Annotated in this window: 21 protein-coding genes; 13 read left to right on the plus strand and 8 right to left on the minus strand. The window is 69.2% G+C overall.

Annotation, left to right across the window (positions count from 1 at the left end; all coding sequences use genetic code 11):
- Positions 1 to 52 precede the first annotated feature (52 nt).
- The 11 genes from macS to IEY88_RS26255 all read left to right on the plus strand — a co-directional run bounded on the left by macS (position 53) and on the right by IEY88_RS26255 (position 9,621).
- Positions 53 to 1,213, plus strand: coding sequence for a MacS family sensor histidine kinase (gene macS, locus IEY88_RS26205; protein ID WP_229693764.1), 1,161 nt, complete (start codon positions 53 to 55; stop codon positions 1,211 to 1,213).
- Positions 1,210 to 1,872 carry a response regulator gene (locus tag IEY88_RS26210; protein ID WP_189157485.1) on the plus strand — a complete coding sequence of 221 codons (663 nt, stop codon included), beginning with the start codon at positions 1,210 to 1,212 and terminating at the stop codon, positions 1,870 to 1,872. Before macS ends, IEY88_RS26210 begins: the two co-directional genes overlap by 4 nt.
- 35 nt (positions 1,873 to 1,907) lie before the next feature.
- The gene (locus IEY88_RS26215; protein WP_229693765.1) at positions 1,908 to 2,420 is read left to right on the plus strand and encodes a DUF1707 SHOCT-like domain-containing protein; all 513 of its coding nucleotides are present in this window, start codon (positions 1,908 to 1,910) and stop codon (positions 2,418 to 2,420) included.
- A 36-nt stretch (positions 2,421 to 2,456) separates the two neighbouring features.
- Positions 2,457 to 3,911, plus strand: a complete 1,455-nt coding sequence (locus IEY88_RS26220) for an SDR family oxidoreductase (RefSeq protein ID WP_189157487.1) — start codon at positions 2,457 to 2,459, stop codon at positions 3,909 to 3,911.
- A 36-nt stretch (positions 3,912 to 3,947) separates the two neighbouring features.
- Positions 3,948 to 4,979 carry an L-threonine 3-dehydrogenase gene (gene tdh, locus IEY88_RS26225; protein ID WP_189157488.1) on the plus strand — a complete coding sequence of 344 codons (1,032 nt, stop codon included), beginning with the start codon at positions 3,948 to 3,950 and terminating at the stop codon, positions 4,977 to 4,979.
- Positions 4,979 to 6,157, plus strand: coding sequence for a glycine C-acetyltransferase (locus tag IEY88_RS26230; RefSeq protein WP_189157489.1), 1,179 nt, complete (start codon positions 4,979 to 4,981; stop codon positions 6,155 to 6,157). Before tdh ends, IEY88_RS26230 begins: the two co-directional genes overlap by 1 nt.
- A 97-nt stretch (positions 6,158 to 6,254) precedes the next feature.
- Entirely contained in the window at positions 6,255 to 7,076 is an 822-nt protein-coding gene (locus IEY88_RS26235) for a DUF5753 domain-containing protein (protein WP_189157490.1), read from the plus strand.
- Between the two features lie 13 nt (positions 7,077 to 7,089).
- Positions 7,090 to 7,257, plus strand: coding sequence for a DUF397 domain-containing protein (locus IEY88_RS26240; protein WP_189157491.1), 168 nt, complete (start codon positions 7,090 to 7,092; stop codon positions 7,255 to 7,257).
- Between the two features lie 29 nt (positions 7,258 to 7,286).
- A complete protein-coding gene (locus IEY88_RS26245; protein ID WP_189157492.1) occupies positions 7,287 to 7,760 on the plus strand; it encodes an RNA polymerase sigma factor in 474 nt (157 codons plus the stop codon).
- Complete coding sequence (locus IEY88_RS26250) at positions 7,745 to 8,755, plus strand: hypothetical protein (protein WP_189157493.1); 1,011 nt, start codon at positions 7,745 to 7,747, stop codon at positions 8,753 to 8,755. Before IEY88_RS26245 ends, IEY88_RS26250 begins: the two co-directional genes overlap by 16 nt.
- Entirely contained in the window at positions 8,752 to 9,621 is an 870-nt protein-coding gene (locus IEY88_RS26255) for a LysR family transcriptional regulator (protein ID WP_189157494.1), read from the plus strand. The genes IEY88_RS26250 and IEY88_RS26255 overlap by 4 nt, the downstream gene beginning before the upstream one ends.
- Here the strand turns inward: IEY88_RS26255 and IEY88_RS26260 are convergent.
- Positions 9,618 to 10,067, minus strand: coding sequence for a MarR family winged helix-turn-helix transcriptional regulator (locus tag IEY88_RS26260; protein WP_189157495.1), 450 nt, complete (start codon positions 10,065 to 10,067; stop codon positions 9,618 to 9,620). The two genes, IEY88_RS26255 and IEY88_RS26260, sit on opposite strands and share 4 nt — an antisense overlap.
- A 70-nt stretch (positions 10,068 to 10,137) precedes the next feature.
- Between IEY88_RS26260 and IEY88_RS26265 the strand changes: the two genes are divergently transcribed.
- A complete protein-coding gene (locus IEY88_RS26265) occupies positions 10,138 to 10,542 on the plus strand; it encodes a RidA family protein (RefSeq protein WP_189157496.1) in 405 nt (134 codons plus the stop codon).
- Here IEY88_RS26265 and IEY88_RS26270 read toward each other — a convergent pair.
- From IEY88_RS26270 to IEY88_RS26295, 7 genes are all read right to left on the minus strand, one after another.
- Positions 10,539 to 11,216: a hypothetical protein gene (locus IEY88_RS26270; RefSeq protein ID WP_189157497.1), complete on the minus strand. Its 678-nt coding sequence runs from the start codon at positions 11,214 to 11,216 to the stop codon at positions 10,539 to 10,541. The two genes, IEY88_RS26265 and IEY88_RS26270, sit on opposite strands and share 4 nt — an antisense overlap.
- A gap of 55 nt (positions 11,217 to 11,271) precedes the next feature.
- Positions 11,272 to 12,903 (minus strand): phosphoenolpyruvate--protein phosphotransferase, encoded by a 1,632-nt coding sequence (gene ptsP / locus IEY88_RS26275; RefSeq protein WP_189157498.1) that lies wholly within the window; start codon positions 12,901 to 12,903, stop codon positions 11,272 to 11,274.
- 181 nt (positions 12,904 to 13,084) lie between these two features.
- Positions 13,085 to 13,948 carry a ribokinase gene (locus tag IEY88_RS26280; RefSeq protein ID WP_189157499.1) on the minus strand — a complete coding sequence of 288 codons (864 nt, stop codon included), beginning with the start codon at positions 13,946 to 13,948 and terminating at the stop codon, positions 13,085 to 13,087.
- Positions 13,945 to 14,856 carry a substrate-binding domain-containing protein gene (locus IEY88_RS44435; RefSeq protein WP_229693766.1) on the minus strand — a complete coding sequence of 304 codons (912 nt, stop codon included), beginning with the start codon at positions 14,854 to 14,856 and terminating at the stop codon, positions 13,945 to 13,947. Before IEY88_RS44435 ends, IEY88_RS26280 begins: the two co-directional genes overlap by 4 nt.
- A gap of 30 nt (positions 14,857 to 14,886) precedes the next feature.
- Positions 14,887 to 15,792, minus strand: coding sequence for an ABC transporter permease (locus IEY88_RS44440; protein ID WP_229693767.1), 906 nt, complete (start codon positions 15,790 to 15,792; stop codon positions 14,887 to 14,889).
- Positions 15,789 to 17,198, minus strand: a complete 1,410-nt coding sequence (locus IEY88_RS26290) for a sugar ABC transporter ATP-binding protein (RefSeq protein WP_189157500.1) — start codon at positions 17,196 to 17,198, stop codon at positions 15,789 to 15,791. Before IEY88_RS26290 ends, IEY88_RS44440 begins: the two co-directional genes overlap by 4 nt.
- On the minus strand, positions 17,195 to 18,160 hold the full coding sequence (locus IEY88_RS26295) for a LacI family DNA-binding transcriptional regulator (protein ID WP_229693781.1): 966 nt from the start codon (positions 18,158 to 18,160) through the stop codon (positions 17,195 to 17,197). The genes IEY88_RS26290 and IEY88_RS26295 overlap by 4 nt, the downstream gene beginning before the upstream one ends.
- A 112-nt stretch (positions 18,161 to 18,272) precedes the next feature.
- Between IEY88_RS26295 and IEY88_RS26300 the strand changes: the two genes are divergently transcribed.
- Positions 18,273 to 20,270, plus strand: coding sequence for a DUF2339 domain-containing protein (locus IEY88_RS26300; RefSeq protein WP_189157502.1), 1,998 nt, complete (start codon positions 18,273 to 18,275; stop codon positions 20,268 to 20,270).
- Positions 20,271 to 20,282: the final 12 nt, after the last annotated feature.

Genomic DNA, 20,282 nt, shown 5'->3' on the forward strand with positions numbered 1-20,282 from the left:
GGTTAGCCAGCACACGTTCACGCGGCAGGATGGTGTCCGAAGGGAGCACAGAGTGCGCAAAGAGCCTGCCGAACGTGTGACGAAGGTGATCGACGACCCGACCACGCCCCTGTGGCGCGGGACGATTGCGCTACGCATAGTCACATTTCTCTTCGCGACGGCGAACATCATCGCGAACCAGTCCGACTACGTACGGCCGTGGCTCGCGTGGGCCACGCTCGGGGTGATGGCGCTGTGGTCCGTCTTCACGAGCCGCGCGTACAGCACGACGTGGGGCAGGCGGTGGCCGCTCGTCCTCGTCGACCTGGCGCTGACCTGCGGTCTCATGTCGCTGTCGCCGTTGATCATGTCCGACTACCAGTTGCTGGTCCAGCACGTCCCGCTGATCACGACGATCTGGGCGTGTGTGCCGGCGGTCGCGCTGGGTGCGCTCGGCGGGGCGGCCGCGGGCTTCGGCGGTGGGCTGACCGTCGGACTCTTCACCTACCTGTCCCACCGTTCGCCGAGCCTCGACCTGCTGCGCGACGTGGTGCTGCTCGCCGGTGCGGGCATGGTCGTCGGCATGGCGTCCGCCACGGCACGGCGTTCCGCTGTGCTCCTCGCACAGGCCTTGAGAGCGGAAGCGGCCACGGCGGAACGCGAGAGGCTTGCCCGCTCGATCCACGACAGCGTGCTCCAGGTCCTCGCCCGCGTGCGCAAGCGCGGCCTCGAGGTCGGCGGCGAGGCGGCGGAGTTGGCCACGATGGCGGGCGAGCAGGAGGTGGCGCTGCGGAACCTGGTCGCCGCCGCCCCTGGCGACTCCACTGTGGATGGAGAGATCGACATGCGGCCGGGGCTGCAGTTGCTGGCCACGCCACGCATCCAGGTGTCCACGCCCGCCACTCAGGTCATGCTGAAGGCCGCCGCCGCGAACGAGCTCACGTCGCTGGTGCGCGAGGCGCTGTCCAACGTGGACAAGCACGCCGGTGAGGACGCACGGGCCTGGGTGCTGCTGGAGGACCTGGGGGAAGAGATCGTGCTCAGCGTCAGGGACGATGGTCCCGGCATCCCGGAAGGCCGGATCGCGGTGGCCGCCGCGGAGGGCAGGATGGGGATCGAGAAGTCGATCAAGGGCCGGGTGGAGTCGCTCGGTGGCACGCTCGAGCTCCAGACCGGGCCGGGGGAGGGCACGGAATGGGAGGTTCGGGTGTTCAGGAAGGGGGCGGCAGGATGACGGTCTCGGTGATGGTCGTGGACGACCACCCGATGTGGCGCGAAGGCGTGGCACGCGATCTGCAGGAACGCGGCTTCGAGATCGTGGCGACCGCGGGCGACGCGCCCTCGGCCGTGCGGATCGCGAAGGCCGTGCGGCCCAACGTGGTCCTGATGGACCTCAACCTCGGTGAGCTCTCCGGGGTCGACGCGACCGCGATGATCACCAGCGAGCTGCCGGACACGCGCGTGCTCGTGCTGTCCGCGTCCGGCGAGCACGACGACGTGCTGCAGGCCGTGAAGGCGGGCGCGTCCGGTTACCTGGTGAAGTCCGCGTCCTCCGAGGAACTGGTCGAGGCCGTGTCCCGCACGGCCGCGGGCGACGCCGTGTTCACCGCGGGCCTCGCGGGTCTGGTGCTCGGTGAGTACCGGCGGATGGCCGCCGCGCCGGACGACTCGGAGGAGAAGCCGCAACTCACCGAGCGGGAGACCGAGGTGCTGCGGCTGGTGGCCAAGGGCCTGACCGCACGGCAGATCGCGAACCGCCTGGTGATCTCCCACCGCACGGTCGAAAACCACGTCCAGTCGACTTTGCGCAAACTTCAACTGCACAACCGGGTGGAGTTGGCGCGTTATGCCATCGAGCACGGTCTCGACGCCGATCCGGAGGCAGAGAAATGACAGACCCCAGAATGTCGGACGCCAGAGAGTTACGAGTGTCCGACGCCGAGCGCGAGCACGTCGTCAGCCTGCTGAACAAGGCGGTGGGCCGCGGCATGATCACGCTGGACGAGTTCACCGTCCGCACGGACACCGCTCTGGCAGCCAAAACTCGCGCCGACCTCAACGCGGTGCTGATGGACCTGCCCGGCATGGTCAACAACGAACTGGCCCGCGAGCGCACCGAACTGAAGAACACGATGAGCACCACGACCCGCAAGGGCCACTGGGTCGTGCCGAACGAGCTCGTCATCCGCAACACCCTCGGCACCACGAACCTCGACTTCACCGCCGCCGAGGTGCCGCCGGTCGTCAACGTCGACCTGGACGTGTCGCTCGGCACCGTGAAGATGCTGCTGCCGGCCGGGGCGTCGCTCAACTTCGACGCCGTCGAGATCACCGCGGGCGAGGTCAAGGACAAGGTCCGCAACTCCATGGGCAACCCGCACTTCCAGCTCAAGGGCGTGGTGCGCGGCGGGACCGTGGTGGTCAAGCGCAGCAAGCGCTGATCTGCACGCCGACCTGCGAACCCGCAGGATCGAGGCATGCGATGCCTCGTGACCGGCGCGACCGGGTACCTCGGCGGACGACTCGTGCCCAGGCTGCTGGCCGAAGGGCACGAGGTCCGCTGCCTGGTGCGGTCGCCGGAGAAGTTGCGCGACGTCCCGTGGGCCGCTGACGTCGAGATCGTGCGCGGAGACGTGCTCGGGGACCTGGACGAGTCGATGCGGGACGTCGAGGTCGTGCACTACCTCGTGCACTCGCTGCAGTCGAAGGACTTCGCCGACGCCGACCGCAAGGCCGCGGAGAACACGGCGAAAGCCGCCGAGCGGGCGGGTGTGCGGAGGATCGTCTACCTGGGCGGACTGCACCCCGAGGGCACCGAGCTGTCACCGCATCTGGCCTCCCGCAAGGAGGTCGGCGAGGTCTTCCTGCGGTCGGGGGTCCAGGCCGTGGTGCTGCAGGCCGCGGTGATCATCGGGTCGGGGTCGGCGAGCTTCGAGATGCTGCGCTACCTCACCGAACGGCTGCCGGTCATGGTCACGCCGCGCTGGGTGCACAACCGGATCCAGCCGATCGCCGTGCGGGACGTGCTGCGCTACCTGGTCGAGGCCACCACGCTCGAGAACGAGAACCGGACGTTCGACGTCGGCGGCCCGGACGTCCTGACGTACCTGCAGATGATGCTGCGGTACGCCGAGGTCGCGGGCCTCCCCAAGCGCCGTGTGCTGCCCGTGCCTCTGTTGACTCCGGGTCTGTCGTCGCACTGGGTCAACGTCGTCACGCCCGTGCCGCGTTCGATCGCGAAGCCGTTGATCGAGTCGCTGGTGCACGAGGTGGTGTGCCGCGAGAACGACATCCGCGAGGTGCTGCCGGGCGAGAACACCGGCTACGACAAGGCCGTCGAGCTGGCACTGAGCAAGATCCGCGACGCCGACGTCGAGACCCGCTGGTCGGGGGCGACGCTGCCGGGCGCGCCGAGCGAGCCGCTGCCGACCGACCCCGGCTGGTCCGGCGGTTCGGTCTACACCGACGAGCGTGAGCGGCGCACGAGTGCCACGCCCGAACGCCTGTGGGAGGTCGTCGAGGGCATCGGTGGCGAACGCGGCTGGTACTCGTTCCCGCTGGCCTGGGCGATTCGGGGGTGGATGGACCGGCTGGTCGGCGGCGTGGGGCTGCGGCGCGGGCGGCGTGATCCGCAACGGCTGTACGTGGGTGAGGCGCTCGACTTCTGGCGGGTCGAGGAGATCTCGCGCGGTGAGCTGCTGAGGCTGCGGGCCGAGATGAAGGTGCCCGGCAAGGCGTGGCTGGAGCTTCGAGTGGCGGGCAACGAGGGACACGGGTCCACTTACCGCCAACGCGCCGTGTTCGTGCCCAAAGGGCTCACCGGACACATCTACTGGTGGGCCGTCTGGCCGTTCCACGGCATCGTGTTCGGCGGCATGGTGCGCAACATCGCCAATGAAGCTGAGCTGCACAAGAACTTCAGAAAGTCCTGATGGACTGCACAAGCAGCAAAGGGTGAAACTTCCCGCATGAAGGCTCTCGTCAAGGTCGCCGCTGGGCCTGGCCTGGAACTGACCGACGTCCCGGACCCCACCCCCGGACCGACGGACGTGCTGGTCAGGGTGCTGCGCACCGGTATCTGCGGCACCGACCTGCACATCGACTCGTGGGACGACTGGGCCGCGACCAACATCAAGGCGCCGCTGGTCCTCGGCCACGAGTTCGTCGGCGAGGTCGTCGAGATCGGCGGCAGCGTCACCGGCGTCAAGGTCGGCGACCTGGTCAGCGGCGAGGGCCACCTCGTCTGCGGGACCTGCCGCAACTGCAAGGCCGGCCGCCGCCACCTCTGCGCCAACACGCGAGGTCTGGGCGTGCACTCCAACGGCGCGTTCGCGCAGTACGTCGTGCTGCCCGAGCAGAACGCCTGGGTGCACCGCACGCCCGTCGACCTGGACGTGGCCGCGATCTTCGACCCGTTCGGCAACGCCGTGCACACCGCGTTGAGCTTCCCCGTCATCGGCGAGGACGTGATCATCACGGGCGCCGGCCCGATCGGCATCATGGCCGCCGCCGTCGCCAAGCACGCGGGCGCGCGCAACGTCGTGATCACCGACATCTCCGAGCACCGCCTCGACCTCGCCCGCAAGGTCGGCGTCGACCTCGCGGTGAACGTCGCCGAGAAGACCATCGCCGATGCTCAGGAGGAACTCGGCATGGCCGAGGGCTTCGACATCGGCATGGAGATGTCCGGCAAGCCGGTCGCGATGCGCGACATGATCGCGAACATGGCCCACGGCGGCCGCATCGCGATGCTCGGGCTGCCCGCGGACGAGTTCTCCGTCGACTGGAGCAGCGTCGTGCTGAAGATGCTGCACATCAAGGGGATCTACGGCCGCGAGATGTTCGAGACCTGGTACTCGATGACCGTGCTGCTGCAGCGCGGCCTCGACCTCGCACCGGTCATCACGCACCGGTACGACCACACGCAGCACGCGGAGGCCTTCGCCACCGCGCGCGAAGGCAAGTGCGGCAAGGTCATCCTCGACTGGAGTGGAGCCTGATGTACGGCGAGCTGAAGACCGACCTCCTCAAGACCATCGAGGAGATCAGGGAGGCCGGGCTCTACAAGTCCGAACGCGTCATCGCCACCCCGCAGAACGCCAGCGTCAGGGTCGGTTCCGGCGACGAGGTGCTGAACTTCTGCGCCAACAACTACCTCGGCCTCGCCGACCACCCGCAGCTCATCGAGGCGGCCAAGAAGGCGCTCGACGACTGGGGCTTCGGCATGGCCTCGGTGCGGTTCATCTGCGGCACCCAGGAACCGCACAAGGAACTGGAGCGCAAGCTCAGCGAGTTCCTCGGCACCGAGGACACGATCCTCTACAGCTCGTGCTTCGACGCCAACGGCGGCCTGTTCGAGACGCTGCTCGGCGCCGAGGACGCGATCATCTCAGACGAGCTGAACCACGCCTCGATCATCGACGGCGTGCGCCTGTCGAAGGCTCGCCGGTTCCGCTACAAGAACCGCGACATGGACGACCTGGAGCGCCAGCTCAAGGACGCCGCCGACGCCCGCTACCGCCTGATCGCGACCGACGGCGTGTTCTCGATGGACGGCTACCTCGCGCCGCTGGACGAGATCTGCGACCTGGCCGAGCGTTACAACGCCCTGGTCATGGTCGACGACTCGCACGCCGTCGGCTTCACCGGCCCGACCGGCCGCGGCACCCCGGAACTGTTCGGCGTGCAGGACCGCGTCGACATCGTCACGGGCACGTTGGGCAAGGCGCTGGGCGGCGCGTCCGGCGGGTACACCTCGGGCCGCAAGGAGATCGTCGAACTGCTGCGCCAGCGCTCGCGCCCGTACCTGTTCTCGAACTCGCTGGCGCCGTCGATCACGGCCGCCGCCATCGCCACGCTCGACATGCTCTCGAACTCGTCGGAGCTGCTGGTCCAGCTGCGGTCGAACACCGAGCTGTTCCGCCGGCGGATGACCGAGGAGGGCTTCGACCTGCTGCCCGGCGAGCACCCGATCATCCCGGTGATGATCGGCGACGCGGCGGAGGCGGCGAAGCTCGCGGACCTGTTGCTGGAACAGGGCATTTACGTCATCGGGTTCTCGTACCCGGTCGTGCCGCACGGCAAGGCACGAATCCGCACGCAGATGTCGGCTTCACACACCACCGAGGACGTTAACCGGGCGGTCGATGCGTTTATCGCCGCACGCGCAAAGATGTAAAGATCGGACTTGTACCGGCTCCAAGAACTACTTCCTTCGGTGATATTCGGGGCGAAACAATGGAGCCGGTACCGGTTTTTCTTCTAGCTTCTTCGACATGCCACGACGAAAGTCCAGTGTGGTGGGACGCGAGTTCGGCGACGGCGTCCGGCACGCCATCGAGCAGACCCAGTCGACCCACCGCAAGATCGCCGAAGAACTCGGCTGGGACGAAGCCAAACTCTCCGACCTGGTGCGCGGCAAGGGCGGCGTGACCGAAGCCGACGTCACGCTGCTGCTCGGCTTCTGCCGCGTCAAGACGCCGGAGGTCCAGCGCCTGCTCGCACTGTTCCGCGAGACACGCGAACGCGGGTTTCTGCAGTTCCCCGGCGACGAGCAGATATCCACGCTGCTCAAGCAGGAGCTCCTCGCCAACGAGATCACCGTCTGGTCGTCGCTCCTCGTCCCCGGCCACCTCCAGACCACCGACTACATGCGTGCCGCCGTCGACGGAGTGGCTCAGCCCGAGTCGGTCGACTACGAGATGGTCATCGCCGCGAAGCTCGAACGCCACAAGCTCTTCCACTGGAGCCGCACGTTCGTCTTCTACATCCACGAATATGCCCTCCGCTTGCCTGTGGGTGGGCCGGACGTGATGAAAGATCAATACATCCACTTGCTGGGGATGGCACAGCGTTCCTACATCACCCTGCGAGTCGTACCGGCCTCGATCGGCTCGCACGCCGGCGTTTCAGGTTCATTCATCCACCTCGGCTACGAGAAGTTCGAACCGGCCGTCTTCCTCGAAGGCGAGAACTCCGGCCTCTTCCTGGAAGACCCGACGTCGATCGCTGTCTACACCGCAGTGCTGAAGCGGCTCGACGATCAAGCTCTGGATCCGGAACAATCGAAGGAGCTGATCACCGGCTTCCTGATCTGAGGAGACGTTCCGCATGTCGACCTGGCGCAAGAGCTCCTACAGCCCGAACTCAAGTGACTGCGTCGAGGTCGGCCGCGGCGTCGGCATCCGGGACAGCAAGGCGCCGGCCACGCACCTCGCCGTCTCGGGCGAGGCGTGGTCTGCGTTCCTCCGTGATGTGACCCGCGTCACTCGACGGTAAGAATCCGTCTGGTCGGCGCACTACCTCACGTGGAGGACTTCTCGGCGGTGTACCGCGAGTGCTACCCGCGGGTGCTCGCTTATGCGGCGAGCCACGCGGGGCTGCGGCTTGCCGAGGACATCACCAGCGAGACCTTCACGATCGCGTGGCACAAGTCCGACCAGATGCCGTCGAACGCGCTGCCGTGGCTGCTCGGCATCGCGCGCAACCTGGTGCGTTCGGCTCGTCGGCAGACGACGCACATCGAGCTCACGGACTTCCCGGCCGAGGACGACTTCGCGGTGATCGAGCTCCGGGCGGCACTGGCGAGCCTGTCCGAGGCGGATCAGGAGGTGCTGACGCTCATCGCGTGGCACGGACTGGCCGCGGCCGAGGCCGCACAGGTGCTGGGGTGCACGACCGCCACGTTCTTCGTACGGCTGCATCGGGCTCGGCGACGTCTGCAGGCCGCTCTCTGGACACCGAACTTCGACCGTGCGAGGGCGTCGTGGAAGACATCCTGAAGGACCTGGCGCAGGCCAAGCCGCCGACGCCCGAGGTCGACCGCGACCGGATGGAACGCGACCTCGCACGCATCGTCACGTTGCCGCGAGAGAGGCCGGCGCGAAAGCAGCTCGTGCGGCGGTTCGCTCCGTTGGCCGTCGTTGCTGCCGTGATCATCCTTGCGGTCGTGGTGCTGCCTGATCCTTCTCAGCCCGTGCAACCGGCTGCCACGTCTCAGTGGTGGCGGGTGTTGCGGCAGCAGTCGTCGTTGATGGTCGTCGGGGAGCCGTCGAAGCTGTACGTCGTGCGGTTCGATTCCAAGACTGATCAGTGGCAGGCCGGGAAGCGCGAGATCGCGGTGGTGCAGAAGGACGGCGAGGTCAAGCCGTTCTCGCGACAAGACGACACCGCGTGGGAGGCCTCGGGCCGGCCGGAGGTCGCGCCCCAGTTCGGCGGCAGCAGGTCGGTGCGCATCGGTCCGATGGCGCCTGCGGTGCAGGAGTCCTACGTCAGCGGGCTCTCGCTGACGTCCACCTACTGGGAGCGGCTGGAGTCGTTCGACGACCTGCCCGCGGACCCGGCGGGCATGAAGGCGAAGCTGCAGCCCGAGGAAAAGGGTGCTTACGGACTCGCGGACCTCGTCATGGCCGTGATGATCGCGGACGTGCGCGACGACCAGCGGCGGGGAGCGTTCGAACTGCTCAAGTCGCTCGACGGGGCGCGGTACCTCGAACGCGTGCCCCTGCCCAACGAGGGCGTGGGGGTCGGGGTGGCGTTCCCCGCGCCGCCGCAGTTCCAGTTCAGCGACGTCGAAACCCAGATCGTCATCAACCCCGCGACGGGCAAGCCGGTCCTGAAGCGGAACGTCATCACGACGTCCCAGCACGGCCTTCCCGCGCAGACGTCGATCGCGGAGGAGCAGTACCTCCTGCTGGAGGGGACGAACGTCGAGCCGATCCTGCCGCTGGGCGTCGCCGTGAACGGTGGAGTGGAATCCCCCATCATTGAGCGGTGATCGACCCACGACGGCTCCGCGTGCTGCGCGCGCTCGCTGACCACGGCACCGTGACGGCCGCAGCCGCCGCGTTGCACCTCACGCCGTCAGCGGTGTCGCAGCAGCTAGCGGCGCTGGAGTCCGAGGCAGGGCATCCGTTGTTGCTGCGCAAGGGCAGGCGGGTGTCGCTGACTCCGGCCGGTTCGTTGCTCGTCGCGCACGCCCACGTCGTCGCCGCCGAACTGGAGCGCGCACAGGCCACTTTGGACGCTCTCGCCTCCGGCACGGCCGGGCGCGTGGCGGTGGCGGCGTTCGCGTCGGCGATCACGCAGGTCGTCGCACCCGCGCTGGCGGCGTTGAAGGAACGCTCGATCGAACTCTCCGTGCGCGACGCCGAAGGGCACGAGAGCGTCCGGCTCCTGCTCGACGGCGAGATCGACGTGGCGATCACCGAGGAGCACCGCACGACGGACCGCCTCACCCGGTTCCCGCTGTACACCGAGCCTTTCGACGTCGTGCTGCCGCCGGAGCACCCGGTGTCCGGACCGGTCGACCTGGCGTCGCTCGCCGACGAGGACTGGGTGGTGACGCTGCCCGGCAACCCGCTGCGGGACGTCGTGGAGATGGCGTGCGCGCAAGCCGGGTTCACGCCGCGCATCAGGCACACGTCTGACGACTTCCGCGCGATCGAGGCATTGGTCGCGGCAGGTGCGGGGGTGGCGTTGGCGCCCCGGAACGCCGTCGGTGGCGTGCGGGTGGGCAGCGCCGTGGCGGTACGACGGGCCGTGTCGGGCGTGGCGCCGTTGCGACGAGTCGTCGCGGCGGTGCGCCGTGGGTCCGAGGACCACCCGTTGATCCGGGCGGTGTTGGACGAGCTCCAAGCCTAGGGCGGTGGGATGGTCACGCTCAGCTTGGCCGCGATGCGGGTCAGCGCCTGGCGGTCGGCGGCGGAGAGCGGGTCGAGCACGAACTGCCGGACCGTGCGCAGGTGCGTCGGCGCGGCGGCCTCGACCACCTCGTAGCCCTCGTCGGTGAGGAAGGCGACGGTGTAGCGGCCGTCGTCGGGATCAGGGGACCGCACCACCCAGCCACGCTGCTCGAAGCGCTTGACCACGTTGGACAGCCGCGACAGCGACCCGTTCGCCAGGTGCGCGAGCTCGCTCATGCGCATGGTGCGGTCCGGCGCCTCCGAGACGTGGCTGAGCACCAGGTAGTCGAAGAGGCTCAGCCCCGACTCCTGTTGCAGCGGCGCCTCCAGCCGGCCCGGCATCAGCAGCAGCAACGAGACCAGCCCGGTCCAGGCGTCCTTCTCCTCGGCGTTCAGCCACTCCATGCGCGGCAGCTTACTTCACGCTTGAAGTCATGTACTGTTGACTTCAAGCGTGAAGTCAATGGAGGTAATCATGAGCAAGCCGGAGTTCTTCGCCACCCCCGGATACGGCGAGACGCAGCTGAAGAACATGCACTACAGCCAGGCGGTCCGCATCGGCGATCGCGTTGAGATCTCGGGTCAGGGCGGCTGGGACGACTCGTTCGAGTTCCCCGAGACGCTGGAGGACGAGATCGTGCGGGCGTTCGAGAACGTCGAGCGCACGCTCGCGACGGCGGGCTCGTCTTGGGCCGATGTCGTGCACGTGAACTCGTACCACGTGCTCGGCGACGACTCGTTCGACGACCACAACCGTGTGATGGTGGAGCAGTTCCGTGCGCGCATGGGCGAGCGTGCGCCGATCTGGACCGAGAGCGGAGTTACCGCCCTCGGTCACCCGAAGATGCGCATCGAGATCCGCGTGACCGCGATCGGCTAGACGCGAGGCAGGTGGGCGGCGACCTCGGCGAGTGCGTCCAGGGTGTCGTGGTCGATCCGGCCGCCGGCGGTCTCGGCCTCCGCGATGGTCACGGACTTGCCGTCGCGGTCGCTGCCGTAGCGCAGGCCGGTGAAGTGGATCTCGGCCAGGCCGAGCAGGTGGCTGCCGAGCGGGTGGACGTCGCCGCTGCCGTGCCTGTTCATGACGGTTTCGAACTCGCGGGCGTCGCCGGTCGAGGCGAGGCCGACCCACACCACCGAGATCACCGCGGTGTTGCCCGCGCCATCGGTGACCGCGAACAGGGCTCGTTCCAGTGAGGTGCAGCGGGTCCGGGTGAAGAACTCGCGAATCTCGCCGAACGACACCGCGACGCACTCGGCCTGCTGCCGTGCGGTGCGCTTGAGCTGCTTCATGCCCATGCGCTGCCACGCGCCTTCGGCGTCGCCCCTGCGTGCCGCCTTCTGACCTTCGGCTTTGCGCGGGCCGAATCGTAACGACGACCCACCCGAGCCCACTTCGGTCGAGCCGAGGCCGCCGATGGAGCTGACGCCGCCCGTACCCGCAGCGACGGTCAGCGCCAACGCTCCCGCCACCACCACGCCGGCGCCCTTCTTGCCGCCACCTCCGCCGTTCAGCGGGATGACCTTGCCGTCCTTGGTGATGAAGTCGGTCATGCGATCAGAACGCGGGGGCAGGACCCCCGCGTTGATCACACGATCGGGTGAAGCGCTAGTGCGGGGCGCGCGCCGCCAGCTTGGCCGACGCCGGGTCGCCCGCCGCCAGTGCGCCGCGGGCCGCGAGCTGGCAGATGTCCATGCTGGACGTCGCGAGCCTCGCGCCGACGCTGGAGAGCGCGGTGTGGTTCATCGACAGCGACGTGACGCCCATGCCGATGAGCACGCACGCGAGCAGCGGGTCGGCCGCTGCCTCGCCGCAGACGCCGACGGGCTTGCCGGTGGCGGTGGCCGCCTCGCCGACCAGGGAGATCAGGCGCAGCAACGCGGGCTGCCACGGGTCGTTGAGGGCGGCGACCCCGCCGAGCTGGCGGTCTGCGGCGAAGACGTACTGGGCCAGGTCGTTGGTGCCGATGGAGATGAAGTCGACGACCTGCAGGATCTCTTTCGCGGACAAAGCAGCGGACGGGACCTCGACCATCACGCCGACGCGGGCGATGCCGGCCTTGCGGGCGCGCTCGACGAACCAGGCGGCCTCGGCGGCGGTGGCCACCATCGGGGCCATGACCGAGACGTCGGCGCCGGAGGACTCGGCCGCGGCGGCGATCGCCTCGAGCTGGCGGTCGAGGACCTCGGGGCGGTCGAAGGCGACGCGCAGGCCGCGGACGCCCAGGGCCGGGTTGGGCTCGGGGTCCGGGCTCAGAAACGCCAGCGGCTTGTCCGCGCCCGCGTCGAGGGTGCGCACCACAACGGGTTTGCCCGCAAACGGCGCCAGCACGGCCTCGTAAGCAGCAGTCTGCTCAGCAACGGTCGGTTCCTCAGCTGCGTCCAGGAAGCAGAACTCCGTGCGGAAGAGGCCCACGCCCTCCGCACCCGCCTGAGCAGCGGCCTTGGCGTCCGCGGGGGAGCCGACGTTGCCGAGGACCTTCACGCGCAGGCCGTCCTTGAGGACTCCCACGCCGTTCCACTCGGCCTTTTTGCCGGTGCCGGCCGCGCGGACCTTGCCGTCCGACTCGCGGACCTGGCCCGTGTCGCCGTCGACGTCGAGAGAGGTGCCCTCGAACGCGAGAATGCCGCGGCACGCGACGATGGCCGGGATGCCCAGCGAGCGGGCGAGGATCGCCGTATGCGAGGTGGGTCCGCCCTCTTCGGTGACCAGGGCGAGGACCTTCGACGGGTCGAGGCCCGCGGTGTCGGCGGGCGCGAGGTCGCGGGCCACCAGCACGGACGGCGACGCGAGGTCGGGGACGCCGAGCGCGGGCAGGCCGAGGAGCTCCGCGACCACGCGGTCGCGGACGTCCTGGACATCGCGGGCGCGTTCGGCCATGTAGCCACCGGCGGCCTGCAGCGCGCCGATGAACTTCTGGGCCGCCTGGTGCACGGCGCGGGCGGCGGGCAGCGACTCGTCGGCGACGAGCTTCTCGGCGGACTTGATGAGCGACGGGTCGCCCGCCATCGCGGCGGTGGTCTCCAGCACGGCGCGGGCGTCGCCCTCGACCGTCTTCGCGCGCTCCATCAGGCGCTGCGCCACGGCTTCGGTGGCCGGGCGGATGCGCGCGGCCTCGGCTGTCGTGTCCGCAGGTCGTGGACCTGCAGGAGGTTCGGGCAAGGCCTCGGCGACCTTCACCACTGGGCCGGAAGCCCGGCCGCTGCTGACACCGACACCGCTGAGCCGCGTGCTCGACATGGTCTAGACCATACCCTCCGACCGGAAACCCAGGACAGTTCAGTGTGACCAATTCACAGCCTGGGCGCGGACTGGGCCGAACGGAGCGGTGACCAGCCGTGCGGCTTCCGTCCGCCCTCACCGCAGTGGTGCCGTGCCGAGCGTCGGAGAACACGGTGAAGATCGTGATCACCGCACCGGGTCAGCCGACCTCGGCGGCCGTCGGGTAGGACGGCTGCGCGCCCGCCTTCGTGACGGACAGCGCCGCCACCTTCGCGGCGTAGCGCGCGGCCCGCACCAGGTCGTCGCCCTCGGCGAGCCGGGCGGACAGCGCACCGGCGAACGCGTCACCGGCGCCGGTCGTGTCGACCACCTCGTCGACCTCGATCGACGGCACCTCGACGACGCCGGACTTCTCCACCACGGCGGCGCCGCGCGAGCCCAGGGTGATGATGGCCGAGGCCGGGCCCAGGTCGAGCAGGCCCTGCCAGTCCGAGGCGAGTTGTGCGGCCTCGTGCTCGTTCACGATCAGAACGCTGAGCCGCCGCAACGTCTCCGCGGGCAGGTCGGCGACCGGCGACAGGTTCAGCACGGTCCGGACGCCTGCTTCCGAGGCCACGCCGATCGCGTGGACCACCGTCTCCAGCGGCACTTCCAGCGAACAGGTCAGCACCTGCACGCCGTCGAACGACAGAGCGTCCACATCGGACAACGACACGTCGGCGTTGGCGCCGGGGGAGACGACGATCGAGTTCTCGCCGTCCGGCGTCACGGTGATGTACGCGATCCCGGTGGGGCGCTCGGAAGTCTTCACCAGTGCCGTGCCGACACCGGACGACTCCAGCGACTCGCGCAGCAGCGAGCCGTACCCGTCGCCACCGACAGCACTTACCAGCGCGACGGACGCTCCGACGCGAGCGGCGGCAACGGCGGTGTTCGCGCCCTTGCCGCCGGGCAGCACGACGGTGTCGCCGCCGAGCACGGTCTCACCGCCGGCGGGCCGCCTGCCGACCTCGACCACGAGGTCGGCGTTGGCGGACCCGAGAACGAGCAGAGTCTGCGTCACTTGACGAACTCTGCCACGTTCTTCGCGGTGATGACCTTGACCTCGACGTCCACGACCTGCTGGACCGGCTCGCCCTTGGCTGCGTGCACGGCCTGCTCGACGGCCCTGGACCCCAGCAGCTTCGGCTGCTGCGCGACGGTCGCGGCGAGCGTGCCGTCCTGGATCGCCTTCAGGCCGTCCGGCGTGCCGTCGAAGCCGACGACCTGGACGTCCTTGCCGGCGCGGGCACCGAGGGCCTTGATCGCGCCGAGCGCCATCTCGTCGTTCTCGGCGAAGAGGCCCTTGAGACCGGGGTGGCCCTGCAGCAGGTTCGTGGTCTCGTTGAGGCCCTTGGCGCGGTCGAAGTCGGCGACGGCCGAGGCGACGACCTTGATGTTGCCGCTGTTCAGGCCCTGCTCGAAGCCCTGACCGCGGTCACGCGACGCCGACGCGCCCGGGATGCCCTTGAGGTGCGCGACCTCGCCGGACGTGGCGCGGCCGAGCTCGATGGCCGCGAGGCTGCCGCCCGAGACGTTGTTCGAGGCGACCTCGGCGGCGACCTTGCCCTCGACGGCGCGGTCGACCGAGATCAGCGGGATGTTCGCGGTCTCGGCGGCCTTCGCGGCGGGCGCGGACTGCTTGGAGTCGACCGGGTTCAGGATGATCGCCTTGACGCCCTGGGTCACCAGCGTCTGCACCTGGTTGACCTGGTTCGTCGCGTCGTTCTGCGCGTCGACCACGGTGAGCTTGGCACCGAGCTTGTCCGCCATCTCCTGCGCGCCCTGCTGCAGCTCCACGAAGAACGGGTTGTTCAAAGTGGACACCGCGAGGCCGATGGTGATGTCTCCGGACGCCCCTGTTCCGCTGCAGCCGGTCGCCACGAGAGCAGCGGCACCGAGCGTCAGCGCGATCCGTCGGGTCACCTTCATTGGTGTCTTCCTTACCTGTTGCGGGTTTTCTCAGCGACGGCGAAGTGAGTCGAGCAGCGCGGCGAGAGCGATCACCGCGCCGATGACGACCTGCTGCCAGAACGGCGGGACCTGCAGCAGGTTGAGGCCGTTGCGCAGGACGGCGAGCACGAGTGCGCCGACCAACGTCCCGGTGGCGCGGCCAACGCCACCGGACAACGACGCACCGCCGATGACGACCGCGGCGATGGCGTCGAGCTCGTAGCCGACCGCTGCCTGCGGACCGGCGGACCCGAGCCGTCCCGCGAGCACGAGGCCCGCGGCGGCGGCGAACAGGCCGGACAACGCGTAGATCCAGAGCTTGTTGCGGCGCACGTCGATGCCGCTGAGCTTCGCGGCCTCCTCGTTGCCGCCGATCGCGTACATGCGACGGCCGAGGTTGGTGCGCGTGAGGACCAGGCCGGTGATGCCGAAGAAGGCGAGCATCAGCAGCAGCGGCAACGGAACCATCGGCGCGAGGTTCGAGCCGAGGAACGTGACCAGCGCGTCGGTCTCGTGCGGCTGGCCCTCGGAGAACACCAGCGTGAGACCGCGGGCGACGCTGAGCATGGCCAGCGTCGCGATGAACGGCGGCAGCTTGCCGTAGCTGACCAGCGCGCCGTTGACGAGGCCGCAGAGCGCGCCGACCAGCAGACCGATCGGGCCCGCGGTGAGCGCACCGACCATCGCGGCGAGCGCGGCGATGCTGCCGACGCTCAGGTCGATGCCGCCCGCGACCACCACGAACGTCATGCCGAACGCCATGATCGCGATGACCGCGGCCTGCACGCCCACGTTGAGCAGGTTCTGGGCGTTGAGGAACGCCGGCTGCATGATCGCGATGACCAGGGCGAGGACGAGAAGCCCCGCGAGGGCACCGTTCTCGCTGGCGTACTTGCGGATGCTGATCGTGCTCACGCTGAGATCTCCTGCACGGCGAGTGCCATCACCTGGTCTTGGATCGCGCCCTTGGGCAGCTCACCGGCTATCCGGCCGTGCGCCATCACGACGACCCGGTCGCTCATCCCGATCACCTCGGGCAGATCGCTGGACACGAGCAGCACGGCCCGGCCCTGCGCGGTCATGCGGTTGATCAGCTCGTAGATCTCGACCTTGGCGCCGACGTCGACGCCCCTGGTCGGTTCGTCGAGGATCAGCACCTTCGGGTCGGCCAGCAGCCACTTGCCGATGACGACCTTCTGCTGGTTGCCGCCGGAGAGCTCCTTCACCGGCTGCTCGACGCGGCCCTTGATCCGGAGCTTGCCCGCGATGTCGTGCAGGCGCTGCTGGTCGCGGTTGCCGAGCGTGACGAGTTCGAGGTTCCGGCCGACCGTGGCGGTGAGGACGAGGCCCTGGCCCTTGCGGTCCTCCGGGACCAGGCCGAGGCCTGCCTTGATCGCGGCCTGGACGTTGTGGCTGGGCAACGGTTTCCCGTCGACCTCGACCTTGCCGTGGTCGTAGCCGTCGACACCGAACGCGGCCCGCACGACTTCCGTCCGTCCGGCTCCGACCAGGCCCGCGATGCCGACGACCTCGCCCGCGTGGACCTCGATGGTGATGTCCTCGAAGACCCCGCGCTTGGTGAGGCCCGAGATGCTCAGCAGCGGCTGGCCCGGACGTTGTTGTGCGCGCGGGTACTGCTCGTCGATCGGGCGGCCGACCATCAGCTCGATCATGTGCTGGGTGGTGGCCTTCGGGCCGAGGACTCCGACGCTTCGCCCGTCGCGCAGCACGGTGATGCGGTCGGCGACGCGCTGGATCTCGTCGAGGTGGTGGGTGATGAAGACGAGGCCGACGCCGTTGTCGCGCAGCTGGGCCATGATCTGCAGCAGCCGGTCGGTCTCGGTCTCGGTGAGCACGGCGGTCGGTTCGTCGAGGATCAGCACGCCCGCGTTCTTGTCGAGCGCGCGGGCGATCTCGATCATCTGCTGCTGGGCGATGCCGAGGTCCTTGACCTTGGCGTCCGGGTCGACGTTCAGGCCGACGCGGTTCAGCAGTTCCGGTGCCCTGCGGCGCATCTCGGCGCGGTCGACGAAGCCGTACTTCCTCGGCAGCCGGTTCAGGAACAGGTTCTCGGCGACGCTCAGTTCGGGGACCAGCGCCAGTTCCTGGTGGATGACGGCCAGGCTGGAGTGGCCCTCGATCGTGCCCGCGTCGTGGCCGTGGATGCCCGCGAGGACCTTGACCAGCGTGGACTTGCCCGCGCCGTTCTCGCCGAGCAGGACGTGGACCTCGCCCGCGAAGATGTCGAGGTCGACACCGTCCAACGCTTTGGTGGCACCGAAGTGCTTGGTGATGCCACGGGCCGTGATGAGGGCGTTCACAGCTCGGCCTCCCCGAGGGAACCGCGCAGCACGAGCTTCGCGGTGAGACGGACGTCGTCGGGCTGCCGTCCGTCGATCAGGGCGAGGAGGCTGCGCGCGGCGGCCCTGCCCATCTCGACGGTGGGCTGCGCGATGACCGTGATCGGCGGGTCGAGCAGCGGGAACCACGGCTGGTCGTCGAACACCGCGAACGCGATGTCGTGCGGGATCTGCAGGGCGCGGGCCCTGATCTCGCCCAGCGCGCCGAGGCCCATCAGGTTGTCCATCGCGATGAGGGCGGTGACGCCGTCGTCGAGGAGCCTCGCGGCGGCCTGACTACCGCTCCCCTGGCGGAAGTCGCCGTGCACGACCTGCGCGAGGCCACCGAGCGAGCCCGTGAGCACGTCGGTTCGTTCTCTTCCAGTGGAGGTGTTCGGCGGACCCGCGATCACTCCGATGCGGGTGTGGCCGGCGCCGACGAGCCGCCGGGCGAGCGCGGTCAACGCCTCGCTGCCGTCAGCGCGGACGACGGGGCATGTGGCGCCCCTGACCGTCCGGTCGAGCAGAACCAGGGGTACGCCGCCTGCGCTCACTTCGCGAACCAGACCCGGGTCGTCTGTCGCAGGGCACAGCAGGAGGCCGTCCACCCGGCGGTCGAGCAGGGTGCGCACGTAGGTGGCTTCCTGCTCGGTGTTCTCGTCGGCGTTCCCGATCACGACGCAGTAGCCCTGTGACCGGGCTTCGTCCTCGACCGCTCGGGCGATCTCGGCGAAGAACGGGTTCAGCAGATCGCTGATGACCAGACCGAGGGTCTGGGTGCTGGTGGTCCTGAGGGAGCGCGCCAGGGCGTTGCGCCGGTAGCCGAGCTCCTCGATCGCGGCGAGCACGCGCTCACGGGTCTCGGGTGTCGGTGCGGCATGCCCGTTGAGCACGCGCGACACGGTGGCGGTCGAGACGCCGGCGTGCTGCGCGACGTCCTTCATGGTCGTCACAAGGCCGTAGTTAATCGATTACACATGGATGTAGTCAAGCCGAGACCGGTGGATGAGTAGGTGTACGGATGTCACCGGGCGTGCTCTGCCTCACTCTGATCACATGGACGGACAGGATCGCCTCGGAGACGAGCAGCGCCTCGCGCTGGAGCTCGCTGCCATCGGGCAGCGGCTGACGACGATCAGCACGGAGCTGCGTGAGCGCTCCGCCTCGACCGCGACCGCGGTTCTCGAGGCACCTGAGGTGGCGCGGCCGGTCGCGGTGCCGCAGCCGCCGGCCACGACCGTCCCGACTCCGCCGGCCGGAGCGCCGCCTGTGGGTGCGCCGCAGCAGGCGAATCCCTGGTCACAGCAGACCGCGGCCTCGGCCCAGCTGCCTCCCGCCGGCCCGCCGTTCCCCGGCCAGCAGCCACCTCCCGGCGCGCAGTTCCCGCCGCCGGGACCGCAGTTCCCGCCTCCGCCCGGCCGGCAGTGGCCCCACCCGCAGCAGCAGCCGTGGCCCCAGCAGCCGCGCGAGACCCTGTTCGAGAAGCTCGGCAAGGACGGCGCCGGCGCCAAGCTGCTGGCGTGGGTCGGTGGCGCGATCACCGTGCTCGGCTTCGTGTTGCTGCTGGTCCTCGCCGTGCAGCGCGGCTGGCTCGGCCCGTTGCCGCGTGTGATCGGTGGTGCGGTCTTCAGCGCCGCGCTGGTCGGCATCGGCATGTGGCTGCACCGCAACCCGGCCGGACGCACCGGCGCGATGGCACTCGCGTTCACCGGTTTCGCCGGGCTCTACCTGGACGTGATCGCCGCGACCAGCCTCTACCACTACCTGCCCGAAAGCGTCGGCCTCGTCGTCGGACTCGCCGTCGCGGCAGCCGGTGTCGTGCTCGCGCTGAAGTGGGAGTCGCAAGCGCTCGCGGTCACCGTCGTCGCAGCGTGCGCGCTGTGCTCGCCGATCATCACCGAAGGCTTCACGGTCCTGCTCGTCGGCTTCCTGCTGGTGCTCAAGATGGCCAGCACGCCGGTCCAGATCAGGCGCAACTGGCCGGGCCTCGCCATCGCCGGTGGCTTCCCGCCGATCCTCGCCTCGCTGCTCACCACCGCTAACGCCATCCCGCGCTCCTACGAGTGGACCGTGGTCGGCGTCGCGGCGGCCACGACCGTCGTCGGCATCGCGGTCGCGTTCCTCACGATCCGCAAGCGTCCCGACGACGTCGTCGCGGTCGCGTTGATCGCGGGGTCGGCGCTGCCGGCGATGTTCGCGACGACGCTGCTGGAGAACCCGGCCAACTCGATCCTCGCCGGTGTGGTCGCCGCCGTGCTGCTGGCGATCTGGATGGTCCCCGACCTGCCCCGCGCGTTCACGACGGCGGCCGGTGCGACGGGCATGCTCGCGTTGTTCCAGACCACGGTGATCGCGCTCGACGGCAACGTCCGCACGGCGATCGTGCTGGCCGAGGCGGTGCTGCTGGCGTTCCTCGCGGCTCGCCTCAACAAGAAGAGCGCGCTGGTGGGCTCGATCGCGTTCGGCTTCGTCGGGTTCATCATGACGGTCGGGATCGCCGTGCCGATCACGTGGCTGCTCGACGAGCCGCGCTTCTTCAACAACGTCGAGGCCGGCGACTACGCGGCGGGCCTGGTGACGGCGATCGTGCTCGGCGTGTTCGCGGCGGTGCTGCCGTGGGCCGCGCTGAAGATGCAGGTGCTGCGCGAGCCGGCCAGGCACCCGTTCCCGTGGATCGTCTCGGGGCTCGTGCTGCTCTACGGCGCGGCGGGTGCGGTGCTGTGCGCGGCGCTCCTCGTGTCGCCGGACGAGACCGGGTTCCTCTTCGGACACTCCGTCGTCACCGTGTCGTGGACGATCGCCGCGTTGTTCCTGCTGGTCAGGGGGATCAACAACAAGGCGCTGCGGATCTCCGGCCTGATCCTGGTCGCCGCCGCGGTCGTGAAGCTGGTGCTGTTCGACCTCTCCGCGCTCGACGGCGTCGCCCGCGTGCTGGCGTTCCTCGGTGCCGGTCTGGTCCTGCTCACCGCGGGCGCCCGTTACGCCAAACTGGTGACATCCGCGAAGAATCCGCAGTCATATGAATCCAAACCAGTGGCTCCGCCCTCCTACTGATCGTGCTGCCGT

The organism is Lentzea pudingi, from assembly GCF_014646255.1.
Lineage (GTDB): Bacteria > Actinomycetota > Actinomycetes > Mycobacteriales > Pseudonocardiaceae > Lentzea > Lentzea pudingi.